The sequence below is a fragment of the Acrocarpospora pleiomorpha genome (genome assembly GCF_009687885.1).
Lineage (GTDB): Bacteria > Actinomycetota > Actinomycetes > Streptosporangiales > Streptosporangiaceae > Acrocarpospora > Acrocarpospora pleiomorpha.
In genome coordinates this window covers 27513-44643 of the sequence record NZ_BLAF01000056.1, presented here as the reverse complement: position 1 = coordinate 44643, position 17131 = coordinate 27513, and the positions used below count along the sequence as shown (strand labels likewise).

Here is a 17131-nt window from a genome sequence, read left to right as displayed (position 1 = left end):
GAGCCTCCGGGTCAGGAGTCTCCCGGTCAGGAGTCTCCCGGTCAGGAGTCTCCCGGTCAGGAGTCTCGGGGGAAGAGTCTCCGGGTGCCGGGCCTCCCGGTGACCGGACGATCTGAGCACGAGGAGCGCCAACCTGGAAGGCAGCTCGGCCGAACTCGTCGAGGGCTCGATCCTGGACCGGCCGCTGCTTGACCAGCTGGCCGCCGCCGACACGGTGGTGCGCCTGGCCTTCGATGACCGGACTCCCGGTGGATGAGGAGATATGTGTCCGTGGAATACATGGCTGAGGAAATACGCGGCTGACGGAAATACTCTGTAGGCAAGCGCCCTTCGCGAAGGATTTTGGAGGTCAACGATGACCCGCCACATCGTTTCCGTCATCGGTGGTAAGGACAGCCAGGCCGCGACGCCGTACAAGTCGGTCAGTCCGGCTCGGGTGGAGCAGGTGGTGGCGGAGGTGGGGCTGGCGGACGCGGAGACGTTCGCGGGGGCCTGCCGGGTCGCGGCCGGGGCGCAGCGGGAGTGGGCGAAGGTGCCCGCGCCGGTGCGCGGGCGGGTGATCGCGTCGATCGGGCGGCTGGTCGAGGAGAACGCGGAGACGCTGGCCCGGCTGGTGACCGACGAGATCGGCAAGCCGTACGCGGAGGCGCTGGGCGAGGTCCGGGAGATCGTGGACACCTGCGATTTCTTCCTGGGCGAGGGGCGGCGGCTGTACGGGCAGACGGTTCCGTCGGAGATGCCGGACAAGAGCCTGTTCACGTTCCGTGTTCCGGTGGGAGTGGCTGTGATCGTCACGGCCGGGAACTTCCCGGTGGCGGTGCCATCCTGGTATCTGGTTCCTGCGCTGTTGTGCGGAAACGCGATCGTCTGGAAGCCCGCTGAGTACGCGGCCGCTTCCGCGCACGCCCTCTACCGGCTGTTCGCGGCGGCCGGACTGCCCGACGGTGTGCTCAACATCGTGTTCGCGGACGGCGCGGCCACCTTCGCCGGGCTGGACCAGGCGCTGGATGAGGGTTCGGTGCAGAAGGTCGGGTTCACCGGGTCCTCCGAGGTGGGGCGCAAGATCGGCGAGCTGTGCGGGCGGCACCTGCAGTCGCCCTGCCTGGAGCTCGGCGGCAAGAACCCGATGGTGATCATGCCGGACGCGGATCTCGATCTCGCCGTCGAGGGCGCGCTCTTCGCCGGATTCGGTACGGCCGGCCAGCGCTGCACCTCACTCGGCACGGTCATCGTGCACGAATCCATCCACGATGACTTCGTGGCCCGCTACACGGCGGCCGTGCGGGCCGCGTCGATCGGCGACCCGACCGGCGACGTGATCTGCGGCCCGCTGCTGGATCACAAGTTCGCCGACCGGTTCGAGGAGTACCTGACCTGGGTCGAACCCCACCACGAGGTTCTCACCGGCCCCACCGGCAAGATCACTGAATCCAGCCCCCGGGGTGAGTTCACCGGCGAAGGCGGCCTCTACTATCACCCCGTCGTCGTCGACGGCGTCCGCCCCGACGACCGCTTGTTCCTGGAAGAGACCTTCGGCCCCATCGTCGGCGTGACCACCTTCGAAACCCTCGACGAGGCCATCCACCTCGCCAACAAGCCCGGCTACGGCCTGTCCTCCTCGATCTACACCACCAACCCCACCTCCGCGTTCCGCTTCCGCGAAGCCGTCTCCGCCGGAATGCTCAGCGTCAACAACTCCACCTCCGGCGCCGAGGCCCACCTCCCCTTCGGCGGCAACGGCAAATCCGGCAACGGCAGCCGCCAGTCCGGCATGTGGGTCCTCGACCAGTTCACCCGCTGGCAGGCCATGAACTGGGACTACTCCGGCCACCTCCAAAAAGCCCAGATGGACGTCGCCGAGATCGTCCCCGACACCGGCTTCCGCCTCTAACCGAACCAAGAACGACTTTCCGGCTACTCGCCGTTATCCGGCGCCGTTTACGCCCGCACCACTTCTCACCGCACCGGCGCCAAAGGTGCCACTTTCGCACCAGTGGATATCCCGACCTGCGGAAACGCGCGTGGACAACCCGTAAGCAGGTGCTGCTCATCGTGACACACGAGGCCGCGCTGGTCGGTGTAGCCGACGCCATGCTCGCTGGTGGAGTAACCACCGTCACCCTCGCCGCGGTCACGGCGGCGTTGCGGCCGCTCGTGTCCGCCGTGAGGGTGGCGGTCCCCTGGGCGGTGCTGCTCGTGACCTCGGGCGGGTGTGTGTTGGTGGCACTGCTCACCAGCCTCGCCTGCGCTGCCCCGGCCGCCCGCCGGACCGTCTCTTGTCCCGGCTGATAGGCCAGGCGGTCGATGGTCAGCCGCAGGTGGCGACCTTGATCCAGTAGTTCGGGCGGGTTTGGCGGAGGGAGGTGGTGGTGCCGGTGGTGCCGAGGTATTGGCCGGAGCCGTTGGCGTAGGTGAGGAAGAAGAAGCGGACGGTGGCGCGGCCGGCGGAGGCGTGGGTGCTGTTGGCCGCGCGGAAGCAGGGCTGGGGTGACGGGGTGGGCGATGGTGACGCGGACGGAGTCACAGACGGGGTCACAGACGGGGTCGCGGTTGGGGTCGCCGTCGGGGTTGCTGTCGGGGTCGCCGTTGGGGTCGCCGTTGGGGTTGCGGAGGGGGTTGGGGTGTCGGTTGGGGTGTGGAGGAGGGTGTTGGGGGAGCCGGTGCCTGGGGAGGTGATCTTGCCGGGGGTTGCGTTGGAGATGAGGGTGTCGCGGATTTGCTGGGGGGTGGCTGTGGGGGTGGTGGAGAGGAGGAGGGCGGCGGCACCTACGACGTGCGGGGTGGCCATGGAGGTGCCGCTGATGGTGTTCTTCGCGGTGGTGGAGGTGTGCCAGGCGGAGACGATGTCGGTGCCGGGGGCGAAGATGTCCAGGCAGGGGCCGAAGTTGGAGTAGGTGGCGCGGGCGTCGGTGCGGGTGGTGGCACCTACCGTGATGCCGGCCGGGACGCGGGCCGGGGAGGAGTTGCAGGCGTTGGCGTTGCTGTTGCCCGCGGCCAGGCCGTACACGACGCCGGAGTTGATGGAGTTGGTGACGGCGGTGTCGAGGGCCTGGCTGGCGGAGCCGCCGAGGCTCATGTTGGCGACGGCGGGTTTGGCGGCGTTCTGGGTGACCCAGTCGATCCCGGCGATGACGCCCGCGGTGGAGCCCCGGCCGCTGCAGTCGAGGACGCGGACGGCGACCAGCCGGACGCCCTTGGCGATGCCGTAGGTGGCGCCGCCGACGGTGCCGGCGACGTGGGTGCCGTGGCCGTTGCAGTCGGTGGCGTCGGCGTCGTTGTCGACCAGGTCCCGGCCGGAGGTGGCGCGGCCACCGAAGTCCTGGTGGGTGGTAAGGATTCCGGTGTCGATGATGTACGCGGTGACGTTGGCGGCGGTCGTCGCGTACGAGTAGCGGTTGTTGAGGGGGAGCGCCCGCTGATCGGTGCGGTCGAGGCCCCAGGAGGGCGGGTTGGGCTGGTCGGTGTCGAGGGTGATGACCCGATCCTGCTCGACGTAGGCCACGTCGGGGTCGGCGGCGAGCCGCCTGGCCTGAGCGGCGGAGGCCCGGAGCGAGAAGCCCTTGAGCGCCCGCTGGTAGACGTTCCTGACCTGGCCGCCGTTCTCGGCGACGAGGTCACGGGACTGCGCCCGGACGTCGCCTTCGCGCGGATCCTTCAGGACCACGATGTAACTTCCGGCGATCGCCTCAGGTGAGTCCGCCCCAAGGATGGCGGCGGCGGACGCGGGGGTCGCTAACGACACCCCCATCAGAGCGGCGGCTAGCACGACTGCTACGACTCGCGAAGAACGAGACGGTGGTTCTCCCACCCACCCAGCCCTTTGATCTACCTCGGGGCTCCGCCCCGCCCCGCCCGATCTCCGTGGTTCCGGAAAGCCCCAAGAGCGCGAAGACCACCAAGAGAGCGGAGAGCCCCAGAAGCGCGGAGACGTCCAAATGCGCGAAAAGCTCCAAGAGCGCGGAACGATCCAAGAGCGCGAAGAGCTCCACGTGCGCGGGAACCGGCGTGGGACGGCTTGGGGGGATCGGTGCGTTGAGGGGCGCATCGAGGGTCCTTTCCTGGGCAGCGAGTCACGAGCTTCCAGGAAATTTCCGGCTGAATTAGGTCGTATGTCATTTTCGATCTGACGAGCGGAGGGCGCGCAGGACGGCGAGTACAGTCGGCAGTTCGTGGTCGGCCAGGGACTCGACCAGTTCCCGTAGTTCCTTGCGCTGCGCGGTGGGGTCGTCGGCGAGCCACCGTCCGCGCGGTCGGCGCGGGCCCAGCAGGGTCACCAGTGAGTGCGCGGGCAGCCCGAGGATCACCTCCAGCTCCCCGACCGCCACCAGCGACGACGACCGCTCCGGCCGGGACCGACCCCGCTGCCAGTTGCTCAGGCTCGCCAGACTGACCTGCGCCCCGCGCTCGGCGAGGCGCACGTGCAGCCGTTCCAGGGACAGCCCCCGGGCCGCGATGGCGGCCCGGAGCGCCCGTTCGAACGGACCGGTCCGCAGGAGAACAGCGAGTTCCCGTTCGGTCCCACGGACCCGGTCAGCTGCCACACATGTCACAGTTTCACCGCATCGCGGCGACGTCTATCACTGCTGTGTGATCTTCATGTCATCTATCCCGGCCTCGACCAGTGAGGCGGTCGAGGCGTCGGCGGCCTGCACCATGATCTGCACATTCTGCCCGGCGAAGCCCGAGATGTTCGCGGTCCCGGTCGCCCAGGCACCGTTGCGGTTGCTGGCCGCCCCGAGCTGCTGGAACACCTGGGTGCCGTTGACGAACACCCGCAGGTAGTCGGCGTTGGAGGAGTTGGACCCGTGCGCGAGATACCACGAGAACGACAGGGTCAGGGTTCCGGAAGCGGGCAGCGTGATGGACGGCGACCGGATCGACGTCACCCCGCCGTCCACGTCGAAGTCGCCCGCGGCGGTTCCCGCCGAAGCGCCGGTGACCAGGTCGAACGTGCCGCTCACGGTGGTGCCTAGCTGCTTGGCCCCGCTGGAGGTGGTGGCCGCCGGATCGGCCCGCTGCCACTGGCCGGAGGTGGCGGTGTCGGTGCCGAGCGGGTTGGTCGTCCAGCCGGTGGCGGTCTCGAACGTGTCGGTGTAGACGACCGTCGGCGGGGTGGCGTTGCAGTACTGGACCTCCTTGCCGATGATCCGGTAGACGCAGTCGGAGTATTCGAGGAACCGCAGCACGGCCTCGCGCAGGCGGGTGGTCTGGGGGACGATCTGCTCGTCCGGCGGGTAGAAGCCCGGGCTGGAGCTGACCGGATACATCTCGATGGTGTAGGCGAAGATCTTGTAGACGCCCCACATCCAGTCGTCGATGGAACCGTCGGTGATGTAGAGGTCGCTGGCCTGCTCGGGGGTGTATCCGTTGGTGGAGGCCATGTTCTGGCCGAGCGCCGCGTGCGCGTCGCGGTCGTCCTGGGTCAGCCCGGGCGCGGTGTTCGCGGTCGTGTAGCCGTACGGCCAGAGGATCAGTTCGCCGTAGGTGTGCCAGTCGACGGTGGACTTGATCTGCTGGACGCCGCCGACGACCCGGCTTCTGACGAAGTCGGCGACGGCCTTGACCTCGGGGGCGGATTCGGCCGAAGGGCCGCGGTAGGTCTCGCTGGAGGTCGTACCGGACGAGCCGCCGCAGCAGCCCCACTGGTAGCCCCAGTTGCGGTTGAGGTCGGTGCCGACGGCCGTGGAGCCGGTGTTGGGCTGGCGGTTCTTCCGCCAGGAGCGGTAGGAGCCGGTGGCGATGTCGTACTCGCCGCCGTCTGGGTTGAGGTCGGGCATGATCCAGATTTCCCGGCCGTTCACGATGTCGGTGATCCGGGAGTCGGTGCCGTAGTTGTCGGTGAGGAGGTTGAGCAGGTAGATCGCCATTTCCACGGTCAGGTGCTCGCGCGCGTGCTGGTGCGCGGTGAACAGCACCTCGGGCTCGTTCTCGTCGGCGGCCACATTGTCGCTGATCTTGACGGCCATCAGGTCCCGGCCCTGGTACGACGTGCCGTAGCTGATCTTCCTGGCGATCCCGGGATGGTCGGCGACCACCTGGTTCACCACCGCCGTCATCTCGGCGAAGTTGTGATAGGCGCTGTCGGCCGCCGGGAAGTCCAGCGGCTGCGGCACCTGGGGGCCGAGTTTGGGAGCGAGGACGGTGACGGTGTAGCCGAGTTGCCGGATCGCGGCGACCTCGGCCTCGGTGGCGGTGACCACGACCGAGGTCGCCGCCACTTCGTCGATGGCCGCGCCGGTGGCGGCGATGTCGCTGCGCTGGGGCTGCGTGCTCGCCCCTGAGACCAGATACTGCCGGTTGGGCAGCGGCTCCGCCGCCGACTGTGCCGCGCCGGCGCCGGTGAATGCCCATGCGCAGAACACAACGAACAGCACGAACCCCGTTAAGACGCGTTTCACCCTTTTTGACCTCCATCCGCGGACTTGTCCACAAAGTGGGATGGAGGCACCCGTCGTTCAAGTGCGCCACATGACCATAAGTCAAGATAGTTAAGCCACAGAGTCAGATCGCTGGACTTCTCCCCCAATACTGTGATTTTTCAATGACAAAGCCCGGCCTCCCTAGGGCGACCGGGCTGTCAAAGAAACAGCTGTCAAAGAAACAAGGGTCAGACCGGCTTGTCCCTGCCGTCGTACCCGAGCAGCCGCATGGCCACATCGGGTTCCATCGCCGCGGCCAGCAGCTGCGCCCGCTCGTTGGCCCGATCCCGGGCCTCCTCCGCGCGCTTGCGCGTCGCCTGCTGCGCCCGCAGCACCGCGACCATGGCGCCCACCAACCCGGCGAACACCAGGAACCCGACCAGGAAGGCGATCGCCGTGCCCGCCGTGAACCCGCCCGAGGGCATCTCGCCCGACTCCGGCGTGATTCCGCTGCCGAAGGTCACGACCAGCACGACCACGAACACCGCCAGCGCCAGCGAGGCCCCGAGCAGCGCCCACAGCATGCCACGCGACTTGGTCTCCTCCGCCGGCGGCGCCTGATACGGCTGCGCATACCCAGGTGCGTACCCCGGCGCGTACCCGGGTGGCGGAGGCGGCGGTTGCGCGCCGCCGTTCCACGGCACGAACTCGGGCGGCGCCGCCTCGGCCACCGGCCCGCCGTTGCCGTTGACCTTCACGATCTCGGCGGTGGCGAAGCTCGGCGGCGGAGTGCCCAGACCGGGGCCGCCGACCGCGACGGGCACCGGCTCCAGCTGGAGCACCGGCCGCGCCACCGGCAGCGGCAACATCGAGACGCCGTGCTCCAGGTGCGCCCGCAGCGCCGCCTCGTGGTAGGCCTCGATCTCCTCGATGAACTGCACGTCCTTGTAGACCGCGCCGTTCACGACCGTGCCCTGCACGCCCTCCATGACCGCCTTGACGTCGTCGCCGCTGAGCGTCTTGTACGTCTCGAGCGCGTGCGCCACCGCGAGCACTTCCTCCCGGTTCTCCCGGAGGATCTCCTCGGCCTTCTCCAGCAGGCGGGAGAGGGTGAACTCGATCCGCATGCCGAGCGCGTTGGGCGCGATCCGGTCCTCCTTGGAGCCCAGGTCCTCGGCGAGGAAGCCGATCGACGAAGGGCCGCCGCGCCTGCGCTGGTCCGGACTGCCGTATCCGATCCCCATCTGCTGGAGAGCGGGCAGCGAGGCGATCCCCGCGCCCATCCCCCAGTGCGACTCCATGTGCCCGGCGACCAGCGTGGCGCTGGTGAGGTCGCCCGAGACTCCGGAGGAGTTGTCGTCGCCGAAGAACAGCCGCTCCCCCGCCAGCGAGGCGAGCGAGACCAGGATGTCCGCCTCGTAGGTGGAGCGCCATTCGGTGAACTGGTCCTCCACCGGGATCTGGGACACCATGCCCAGGTAGTACGAGCCCTTCTCGATCGTGGCCAGGTCGATCTCCAGGTTGTGCTGGACCCGGACGGCCATGACCGCGTGGCAGGCCTCGTGCACGGCGGTGGCGTGCCGCTCGCGCTCGACATACTCGACGCCTTCGGGCGGGCCGAGCTTCTTGAGGTGCTTGGCCTTGATCACGTCCTGCCAGGTGATCACCTCGCGGCCGTCCCGGATGGCGGTGATCAGGGACTCGTTGACCAGGTCCTTGATCGTCGCGCCGGTGCCGTACGGCGTGATGGTGGCCAGCTTCTCCATCTGCGCGTCGGTGAGCTCGTGGTTGACCTTGCCGAAGTAGCCCTCGTAGGTACGCTTCCGACCGGCCTTGGAGGGGTAGCCGACCTTGTAGATGCGGTCGATCCGGCCGGGCCGCAGCAGCGCCTCGTCCAGCGCGTTGGGCATGTTGGTGGCCATCATGACGAGGATGCGGTATTTGGGCGGCGGCTTGGGGCGCATGCCGAGCAGGCGCCGTACGTGCCGGTTGATGATGCCGCGCGGCTTCTTCAGGCCGGACAGCTCGGTGAGCAGGGCCTGCAGGGTGCCCATGTCACCGCCGCCGCCGCCCATGCCGCCCATCATGAACATGTTCCGGCGGGATTTCGGCTCCTCGGGCGGCGTGAACGCGCTCGCCAGCTCGGAGAGCGTGTCGCCGGACAGGTAGGCGTGCCCGTTGCAGTCGGCCTTCCCGAACGCGCCGGACATGCCGGGCCCGGTCTGCGGGCCCTGCTGGGCCAGCGAGCCGCGGCGCCCGAGCGAGTCGGCCTCGTCGAAGAAGACGATCACGCCGCCGTACCGCAGGGCCAGCTTGCGCAGCTTGCGGAAGAGCGACTTGACCTTGAGGATGCCGATGCCCATGAACATGTTCACGAACGCGCCCGGATCCACGAACACGTACGGCTTGCCGGTCTCCCCCGCGACCGCCTCGGCCATCAGGGTCTTGCCGGTCCCGGGCGGGCCCCACAGCAGCAGGCCGCTTGGCACGTAGCCGCCGCGCTGCTCGATCTCGTCGGGCCGCTCCAGGAAGACGATGTTCTCCTTGACCCGCTCGACCACGTGGTCCTGGCCCCAGACATCCGAGAAGCGGGTCTTGATGTCGTCGGGGAAGTAGGTCTCCATCCCGCCCCGGGACAGGAACCAGAAGATGACCACGAACTGCAGCACGACGAACACCAGGATCATGCTGTATTGGATGATCATCGGCAGCCACGACCACACCAGGGCCGGAGCCTGGAACAGCGCCTGGATCGGCGTCGGGTCGTTGGGCAGCAGCTCGGCCAGGATGAAGGCGAGGAGCGTGATCCAGAACGCCCACTTGATCACCCGGGCCAGCCGGAACCTGCCCCAGTCGCTGAAGGTGCGGTGGGTCCATCGCTCGAAGCCGCCGAAGACGCCCTTGGTCCAGAAGCGGTGGTATCCGGCGGATCGCTCGCTGATCAGGAAGTGCACCTGGCGGAGCGCGTCGACGCCGATCAGCCAGAGAATCCACGGGGTGGCGGCGGCCTGCTCGTAGAAGGCGTCCTGGAGGGTCATGATGCCCTCGTACTCGCCAAATGTCTTGAAGCTGAGCAGCAGGAACGCCACGGCCAGGAAGATGATGATCTTCGAGCGGTCCCAGAAGGCCATCTTCTTGCGGGTCTTCGGGTCCCGGTCGTCAGGGCCCGTACCTGGGGGGCGGAGCCCTTCGTATTCCGGTCGGGTGGCCGACTTCATGGCAGCGTCACCACCCGGGTTTCTGATCGATGGACAAGGTGGGCTCCTTACCCGAGCGACTTCCTGATCTTGAATGACTGGGTGATCCCGTCCAGTTCGGTGGCACGCTGGCGGTAGCAGGTCGCCGAGCAGCGGACGAGCAGGACGGAGACCTTGGTGTTGCCCGCGTTCAGATACCCGGTGAGGTCGAAGGTGTGCGTCTCACCCTTCGGCCCGAGCTGGTAGTTGAAGCGGACGTGCACACCGCTGGCGCCATCCCCGGGCTCGAGCACCTCGTCGGCGAGCAGCTCGAAGTTCTGCAGGGGGAACTCCGGGTTCGTCTGCGTGACCTGGTCACGCAGCGACTTGGTCACCGGCCACACCCAGTTGCGCAGCGTGTTCAGCGACATGGTGTCTCGCTGCTCTTCGGTGAGCGGCTGAACCACGGAGTACACGAACGGTTCCTCGGCCCTGACGCCGAGGGGGATGAAATGCTGCGCGCCAGGGCTGGCGGCGTCACCGTCGAAGGCGGCCGTCCAGACGAACTGCGCGCGCATGCGGGCGCTCTCGGAATTGGGATCCTCGCCATAGAGGATCTGCTGGATGGGTTTGTGGTCGACCTTTGACCAGGAGGCCGGAACCTTGAAATAGGTCTCGCCCTCGTTGTCACGGACATACGTGAACTGGGAGCCACCACATCCGGCGAGTCCAGCGACGAGCGCACCCGCCGCGAGGGACACCAGTCCTGTGATACGCACCCGCGATCTTTTCACCTGGGCCATACCTCCGCTTTGCGGGTCTACGAGGTAGTAGTGCCCGTTTTCCCAGTATCCATCTCACGCGGAGCTTGTTACATCTGGGAAAACTTGACCAAATCTTGCCCAGATCTTAGCTCGACTTGTTACATGATCACAGCATGCGGAAACCCGGGTTTGGTTGAAGTATAAAACATCTTTTCCGCCTGGCCCTGGGGCGTAATCGGGCTGAGGATGGAGACAACAACCTGGGAGTCATAGATGAGCGAACATGAGGTCGGCGGGGTCGGGCAAGACCTGGGCGACCTGCGGACGCGCGGAATGGAGATCATGAAGCGGGTCTACGGCTGGGAGCACGTCGGCGACGCGCCCGGCGACTTCTTCGCCATGACGGTCGAGCACCTCTTCGCCCAAGTCTGGGGGCGCGGCGTGTTGTCGATGCGGGAGCGGCGCCTGCTGCTGGTCGGCCTGCTCCTCGGCCAGGGCCTGGACGACGCGCTCGGCACCCAGCTCGACGCGGCGCTGCGCGGCGGTGACCTGACCGCGGCCGAACTGCGGGAGATGGTGGTCTTCCTCACCCACTACGCGGGCTGGACCCGCGGCGCGAAGCTGAACGACCAGGTCGAGGAGATCATCGCGCGCACCCTGGACGCGGATCAATAAGCTGCCGCCATGCCCACCGCACTTATCACCGGCGCCACCGCGGGAATCGGCGCGGCCTACACCCGCCGCCTCGGCGGCGACGGCTTCTCGCTGGTGCTGGTCGCCCGCGACCGGGACCGCCTCGCCGCCGACGCCGCCGCCCTACGCCGCCGGTACGGCGTCACGGTCGAGACCCTGCCCGCCGACCTGTCCACCGACGCGGGCCTGACGGCGGTCGAGGATCGCCTCGCCCAAGGGGTCGACCTGCTGGTCAACAACGCCGGGTTCGGCCATCCCGGCGAGTTCCTCAAGGTCCCGGTGGAAGCCGAGCTGACCATGCTCAGGGTGCACTGCGAGGCGGTGCTGCGGCTGACCTACGCCGCGCTGCCGGGCATGGCGGAGAAGGGCCGGGGCGGAGTGATCAACGTCGCCTCGGTGGCGGCGTTCTTCTCCCGGGGGACCTACAGCGCGAGCAAGGCGTGGGTGGTCAACTTCAGCGGCTCGGTCGCGGCCGAAATGGCCGGGTCAGGCGTGCGGGTGATGGCGCTGTGCCCCGGTTTCGTGCGGACCGAGTTCCACCAGCGGGCCCACATGGACACCTCCGGCATCCCGGGCTTCCTCTGGCTGGCCGCCGATGACGTGGTCCGCGCCTCGATGCGCGACCTCGCGCTCGGCAAGGTGGTCAGCGTGCCCAGCCTGCGGTACAAGGCGATCGTGAGCGTGGGGCGGCTGCTCCCGCAGAACCAGATCGCCAAGATCTCCACCCGGCTGGGCCGCAGGTTCCGCTGAGAGCGCGCTAATAGAGCGGCGGCTTGTTGGTCTCGGCGGCGACGCACGGCTTGTCGGCGGTGCAGCCGCTGCCGGGCGCCACGACCGCGACCGAGGCGGTGAACGACGTGACGACGCCCACCGGCATCGTGCAGACCTGGGTGTAGGTCAGCGCGCCGCCCGCGGGCAGGTCGACCGTGATGTCGATGTCGCCCGTGCCTGCCGCGGCGGGGCAGACGGCGCCGCCGGTCGCGGTGCACTTCCACTTCAGCGGTTTGAACGCGGGCGGCCAGGTGACCGCGATGCTGGCGTCGTTCATCGCACCGGAGCCGGGGTTGGCGGCCGAGGCGGTGTAGGTGAACCTGCCCCCCGCCACGTACGGGTTCGGGCTGGACGAGATCTTCACGACCGGCTTGCCCACGACCGGCTTGAGGTCGGCGGGCTTCACCGAGACCGTGCTGGTCACCTTGGTGTCGCCCAGGCCAGCCTCGATGGCGCCGGTGGCGACGGCGCTGCCGGAGACGGACGTGCCGAGCGCCACATCGACCTTGACGGGCGGATAGTGCGCGCCGGGCGCGATCTGCGTCACGCTGGTGCAGGCGACGACCCGGCCCGCGATCGTGCAGGCCCACCCGTCGCCCTTGGCCGCGGTCGCGGTGACCCCCGCCGGGACGGTCCAGTTCAGCTTGACCGGGTCCTCGGACCAGCCGAGGTTCGGGTTCACGACGACGTCCAGGTTGTACGCCCCGGTCTCCCCGCCCTGCCAGGGACCGTTGTCGGTCACGTTCAGCTTCAGGTCGGCGCCGAGCGTGCGGGCGGAGAAGCCGCCGATCTCGTGCACCGCCGCCGCGTTGCCGGTCGCGGCGGCCCAGCCGACCTTCAGGGTCTTGGGCAGCGGCTCCTGGCCGGGCAGCTTGTCCAGGTCGAGGTCGGTGACGACCGGCGTCGGGCCCTTGCCGTCATTGAAGTTGATCCGGACGTTCATGACGTTGCTGGAGTTGATGTCGACGGTGACGTGGCGCTTGGCGTCCGCCCGCCGGGTGGCCGCGTCGATGGCGAGCGGATGGGTGGCCGGATCGAGCGACTTGCCGGAGATGTAGTCATACCCGGCCGCGGCGGAGCCGCGGACGGCGACGCTGTTCGGCTTGAGGCCGGGTCCGCCGGGGCCGCCGGGGGTGCTGGAGAAGTTACCGAACTCGTCGAAGCCGATGCCGACGAACGCACCGGACAAGCCCTTGTAGCCGAGACCGCCGCCGGCCTCACCGGGGTCCACCTTGGTCTCGGCGCCGTCCACGATCCAGAAGGCGATGCCGTTCGCGCCGCGCGCGCCGAACTTGTCGGTGGGCGGCTTGCCCTTGTACTGGTACATGTCGAACTCGAACGTGACCCCGCGGTCGGCCTTGATCGGCTTGTCCAGCAGCAGCGAGCCGGCGTTGAAGCTGCTGTTGTCGGTGAGGCGGAACGCGCCGCCGCCGTCGGGGTCCGGCTTCCCCTTTCCGGCCACGACCTCGCGGCAGGCCGGGAGGAAGCCGGCCACGGTGGCGGTGGTGGCCGTGGCGCACGGACTGTCGGCGCCCCGGGAGCTGCCGATCACCCAGCCGCTGGAGGAGATCCTGGCGCCGGCGAACGACTCGAAGCGGAGCTGCGCCGCCGACGCGGGCGAGGTCGTGACAGTCACGCTGAGGCCGGCGAGCACGGTGGCGGCCGCGATGCGGCCGACCACCTGCGCTCTCCGCGGACGCGAACGTCCGATATCCATAGCTTTCCCCCGATTTTGAGAAATCCGCACGACCGGCCGCGCGTACTCCTCTAATCGACGGAGATTTTCCTCAGAAAGCCGATGTCGGGCACGGACAGGCGTTCACGACATGTATCGGCAGTTCCGACCCAAAGGAAACATAAGCCAACTCGGGACAAATGGCTCTATATCCGCTTCACTTGGGGAATTCTTGACGGGAATCCAGCTACAGCAACTCCACGTTGTCCCCCTGGCAACGGCGGCGGGTGTCGAAAACGTAGGCCGCGTGCTCCTCCACCAGGGCGTAGTCGAACACGTCGTGGTCGGTGAGCAGCACCACCGCGTCGGCCCTGCGCAGCTCGGCGGCGGTCAACTCGACCGGCTCCACCCCGGCCGGCGGCTCCGCGTAGGGATCCACGGCCGCGACGTCCGCGCCGAGCCGCCGCAGCCGCTTGGCCACCTCCGCCGCGGGCGACTCCCGCGCGTCCCCGGTGTTCTTCTTGTACGCCATGCCGAGCAGGAGCACCCGGCTCCCCCGCATCGCCAGCCCCCGCTGGTTCAGCCCCAGCATCACCCGATGCGCCACATAGTCGGGCATGTGCTCGTTGACGTCGTTGGCCAGCTCCACGAACCGGAAGTTGTGCCCCAGCGACCGCTTCACCTTCCACGACAGGTACGACGGGTCGATCGGCAGGCAGTGCCCGCCCACCCCCGGCCCCGGCACGAACCGCAGGTAGCCGAACGGCTTGGTGGACGCCGCGTCGATGGACTCCCACACGTCGATGCCCAGCTCGGCGGCGAACACCGCCAGCTCGTTGACCAGCGCGATGTTGACGTGCCTGAAGGTGTTCTCCAGCAGCTTGGACAGCTCGGCGACCCGGGTCCCCGACACCGGCACGACCCGCTCCACGACGGAGCCGTAGAACTCCGCCACCGCCCGCAGCGAGGACTCCGACACCCCCGACACGATCTTCGGCGTGTTGGCGAGCCCCCAGTGCGGGTTGCCCGGGTCGATCCGCTCCGGGCTGTAGCCGAGGTGGAAGTCCTCCGGCGCGCGCAGCCCGCTGCCGTCCTCCAGGATCTCCTGCAGGAGCTCCTCGGTGGTGCCCGGATAGGTGGTGGACTCCAGCACGACCGTGCGGCCCGGCCGCAGCAGCGGCGCGATGGACCGGCCGGCCGAGACGATGTGGCTGAGGTCGGGCGCGCCGTCCCGGAGCGGCGTCGGCACCGTGATCACGCAGACGTCGAAGTCCGGGCTCTCGGCCGGGTCCAGCACCGCGCGGTAGCGCCCCGCCTCCAGGACCGCCTCCAGCCGCGGCGAGGACACGTCCTCCACGAAGGACTCGCCCGCGTTGAGGAGCTTGACCCGGCAGATGTCGACGTCCACCCCGGTCACGTCGTAACCGACCTCGGCGGCCCGCACGGCTAGCGGCAGGCCGACATAGCCCTGCCCGATGACCATGAGTTTGCGCATGTTCTTCACACCGTCCCAGCGGTAGTCAGAGTTCGTTCGAACCAGGCCACCGTGTGCTTCAGACCATCGCCCAGCGGCACCGGGTCGACGGACGGGAACAGCCTGGTGAGCTGGTCACAGGCGGCCTGCGAGTGGCGCACGTCGCCCACCCTGGCGGGCACGTGCCGGGTCGCCGGTGGCTTCCCGAGGATCTCGCCGATCAGGGTCACCAGGTGGTTGACCGTGATCCGGGTGCCGAAGGCCAGGTTGACCGGGGCCGGGCTGGTGACCCGGCGCAGGGCCGCGTCGGCCAGCAGCCGCACGACCGTGCCGACGTAGGTGAAGTCCCTGGTCTGCTCCCCGTCGCCGTGCACGGTGACCGGCTCGCCGCGCAGCGCCGCGTCCACGAAGGCGGGGATCACGGCGGCGTACGCGTGCCCGGCGGCCTGCAGCGGGCCGTACACGTTGAAGAACCGGAGCGGCAGCACCGGCAGGCCGAACGAGGAGCCGTAGGCCAGCGTGTACGCCTCGGCCGCCAGCTTGCTCGCGCCGTACGGGCTGAGCGGGCGGGTGGCCAGGTCCTCGTGTTTGGGCGTCACCTCGGTGTCGCCGTACACCGAGGAGGACGAGGCGAGGATCAGGTGCGCGCCGCTGGCGCGGCACGCCTCCAGCACGTTCATCGTCCCGGTCGCGTTGACGTCGTGGCTGGCCACCGGGTCGGCCAGCGATCTGGGCACGGACGGCCTGGCGGCCAGGTGCACCACCGTGTCGGCGGCGGCGGCCAGCTGGTCGAGCAGCGGCCGGTCCAGGATCGAGCCCTCGACGAGTTCGGCCGAGCTGCCCTCCAGGTTGGCGGCGCTCCCCGTGCTCAGATCGTCCAGCGCGACCACCCCGCGTACGCCGGGAAATCCCGTCAGAAAAGCGCAGAGATTCGCCCCGATGAATCCCGCGCCACCGGTGATCAGCACTCGCATATCCCACCCCAATGGCATGTGATCGATATTCGAGATCACTTTAGGACCGGGGTCGCGGAAATGCGTGTACCGCGATTTCCGTGTCGCCTGGCGGCGAAATTGCCATTCAGCGTGCGCCGGAAATATCCGCCAGGACCGGGTTGTGCTGATAAAGGTCCTCATAAAGCGCGCGCACGTCGTCCACGAAACGCGGAATGCCGAAGAGGCGTTCGGCCCGGGCGGCGGCGGCCCGGCCCAGCCGGTCGGCCAGGTCCCGGTCGGTGAGCAGCAGGATCGCCGCCGCCGCCAGCTCCCGGCTGTCGCAGCCGGTGAGCAGCCCGGTGGCGCCGTCCGCGACCACCTCGGGCACGCTGCCGACCCGGGTGGCCACGCACGGCACGCCGGACAGCGCGGCCTCGATCAGCGACAGCGGGGTGCCCTCGTTGTCGGAGGTGAGCAGGACCAGGTCGGCGGCCGCGTGCACAGTCTCCAGGTCGGGCCGCCAGCCGAGCAGGCGCAGCCCGGGCACGCCGCGCAGCGTGTCGGCGAGGTCGCCGTCCCCGCACACGGCGAAGTGCGCGTCCGGCACCGTGCCCCGGATCAGGCGGGCCGCCTCCAGGAACCGGTCGGGGCGTTTGACCTGGGTGATCCGGCCGATGAAGGCGACCACGGGCACGTCCTGCGGCAGCCCGAGTTCGACCCGGGCCTGCCGGCGCGGCGGCAGCGGCGGCACGCGGGTGCCCGGGGGCAGCACCGTGAACTTCTCCGGCCGCCCGATGCCGGCCGCGAGCAGGTCGTCGCGGACCTGCTCGCCGACCGCGACCAGGCGGTGGCTGAGCCGGGCCAGGCCGCGCTCGGTCGCGATCATCGCTGCCCGTTTCGGCCCGGTGAAGTAGCCGTGCAGCAGGTGCCCGTGGAAGGTGTGCACGCGGGCGGGCACCCGGGCGATGGTGGCGGCGACCCGCCCGAGCGCGCCCGCCTTGGCGGTGTGGGTGTGCACGATGTGCGGCCGGAACGCGCGCATCTCGCGAACCAGCCGGGCCAGCGCGCGGACGTCGTCGCGGGGCCCGATCGAGCGGCCGAGCCCCGGCACCCGGATCGCCGCCGCGCCCTGCCCGCGCAGGTCCAGGTAGTCGCCCTCGCCCGGGGCCAGCGCGCCGGTGTAGATGCGCTGCTCGAACCGGGCCGGGTCGAGGTGGTTGAGCAGCGTCACCGCCTGCAGCGCGGGACCGCCCACGTTCATCCGCGCGATCACCCTCATGACCC

13 protein-coding genes are annotated in these 17131 nt (G+C 69.0%); 4 read left to right on the top strand and 9 right to left on the bottom strand.

Annotated features, from left to right (window positions below; translation table 11 throughout):
• The first annotated feature begins 355 nt into the window (after positions 1-355).
• Complete coding sequence (locus Aple_RS37905; protein WP_155349586.1) at positions 356-1891, top strand: aldehyde dehydrogenase family protein; 1536 nt, start codon at positions 356-358, stop codon at positions 1889-1891.
• 161 nt (positions 1892-2052) lie between these two features.
• Positions 2053-2289 carry a hypothetical protein gene (locus tag Aple_RS37900; protein WP_155349585.1) on the top strand — a complete coding sequence of 79 codons (237 nt, stop codon included), beginning with the start codon at positions 2053-2055 and terminating at the stop codon, positions 2287-2289.
• A gap of 19 nt (positions 2290-2308) precedes the next feature.
• Here the strand turns inward: Aple_RS37900 and Aple_RS37895 are convergent, their stop codons facing one another.
• The 5 genes from Aple_RS37895 to Aple_RS37875 all read right to left on the bottom strand — a co-directional run bounded on the left by Aple_RS37895 (position 2309) and on the right by Aple_RS37875 (position 10314).
• Complete coding sequence (locus Aple_RS37895) at positions 2309-3748, bottom strand: S8 family peptidase (protein ID WP_155349584.1); 1440 nt, start codon at positions 3746-3748, stop codon at positions 2309-2311.
• Positions 3749-4112: 364 nt separating this feature from the next.
• The gene (locus tag Aple_RS37890; RefSeq protein WP_218038710.1) at positions 4113-4541 is read right to left on the bottom strand and encodes a hypothetical protein; all 429 of its coding nucleotides are present in this window, start codon (positions 4539-4541) and stop codon (positions 4113-4115) included.
• 36 nt (positions 4542-4577) lie between these two features.
• Positions 4578-6398 (bottom strand): M14 family metallopeptidase, encoded by a 1821-nt coding sequence (locus Aple_RS37885; RefSeq protein ID WP_155349583.1) that lies wholly within the window; start codon positions 6396-6398, stop codon positions 4578-4580.
• A 209-nt stretch (positions 6399-6607) separates the two neighbouring features.
• The gene (locus tag Aple_RS37880) at positions 6608-9577 is read right to left on the bottom strand and encodes an AAA family ATPase (protein WP_155349582.1); all 2970 of its coding nucleotides are present in this window, start codon (positions 9575-9577) and stop codon (positions 6608-6610) included.
• 47 nt (positions 9578-9624) lie between these two features.
• Positions 9625-10314: a hypothetical protein gene (locus tag Aple_RS37875; protein WP_155349581.1), complete on the bottom strand. Its 690-nt coding sequence runs from the start codon at positions 10312-10314 to the stop codon at positions 9625-9627.
• A gap of 258 nt (positions 10315-10572) precedes the next feature.
• On the opposite strand from Aple_RS37875, the gene Aple_RS37870 reads away from it, so the two are divergent.
• On the top strand, positions 10573-10974 hold the full coding sequence (locus Aple_RS37870; RefSeq protein ID WP_155349580.1) for a carboxymuconolactone decarboxylase family protein: 402 nt from the start codon (positions 10573-10575) through the stop codon (positions 10972-10974).
• A 9-nt stretch (positions 10975-10983) separates the two neighbouring features.
• Positions 10984-11742 (top strand): SDR family NAD(P)-dependent oxidoreductase, encoded by a 759-nt coding sequence (locus Aple_RS37865; protein ID WP_155349579.1) that lies wholly within the window; start codon positions 10984-10986, stop codon positions 11740-11742.
• A gap of 7 nt (positions 11743-11749) precedes the next feature.
• Here the strand turns inward: Aple_RS37865 and Aple_RS37860 are convergent, their stop codons facing one another.
• The 4 genes from Aple_RS37860 to Aple_RS37845 all read right to left on the bottom strand — a co-directional run bounded on the left by Aple_RS37860 (position 11750) and on the right by Aple_RS37845 (position 17126).
• Positions 11750-13444 (bottom strand): L-type lectin family protein, encoded by a 1695-nt coding sequence (locus tag Aple_RS37860; RefSeq protein ID WP_155349578.1) that lies wholly within the window; start codon positions 13442-13444, stop codon positions 11750-11752.
• A gap of 241 nt (positions 13445-13685) precedes the next feature.
• On the bottom strand, positions 13686-14933 hold the full coding sequence (locus tag Aple_RS37855) for a nucleotide sugar dehydrogenase (protein WP_155349577.1): 1248 nt from the start codon (positions 14931-14933) through the stop codon (positions 13686-13688).
• A 5-nt stretch (positions 14934-14938) separates the two neighbouring features.
• Complete coding sequence (locus tag Aple_RS37850) at positions 14939-15886, bottom strand: NAD-dependent epimerase/dehydratase family protein (protein WP_155349576.1); 948 nt, start codon at positions 15884-15886, stop codon at positions 14939-14941.
• 106 nt (positions 15887-15992) lie between these two features.
• Positions 15993-17126 (bottom strand): glycosyltransferase, encoded by a 1134-nt coding sequence (locus Aple_RS37845; RefSeq protein ID WP_246265029.1) that lies wholly within the window; start codon positions 17124-17126, stop codon positions 15993-15995.
• Positions 17127-17131: the final 5 nt, after the last annotated feature.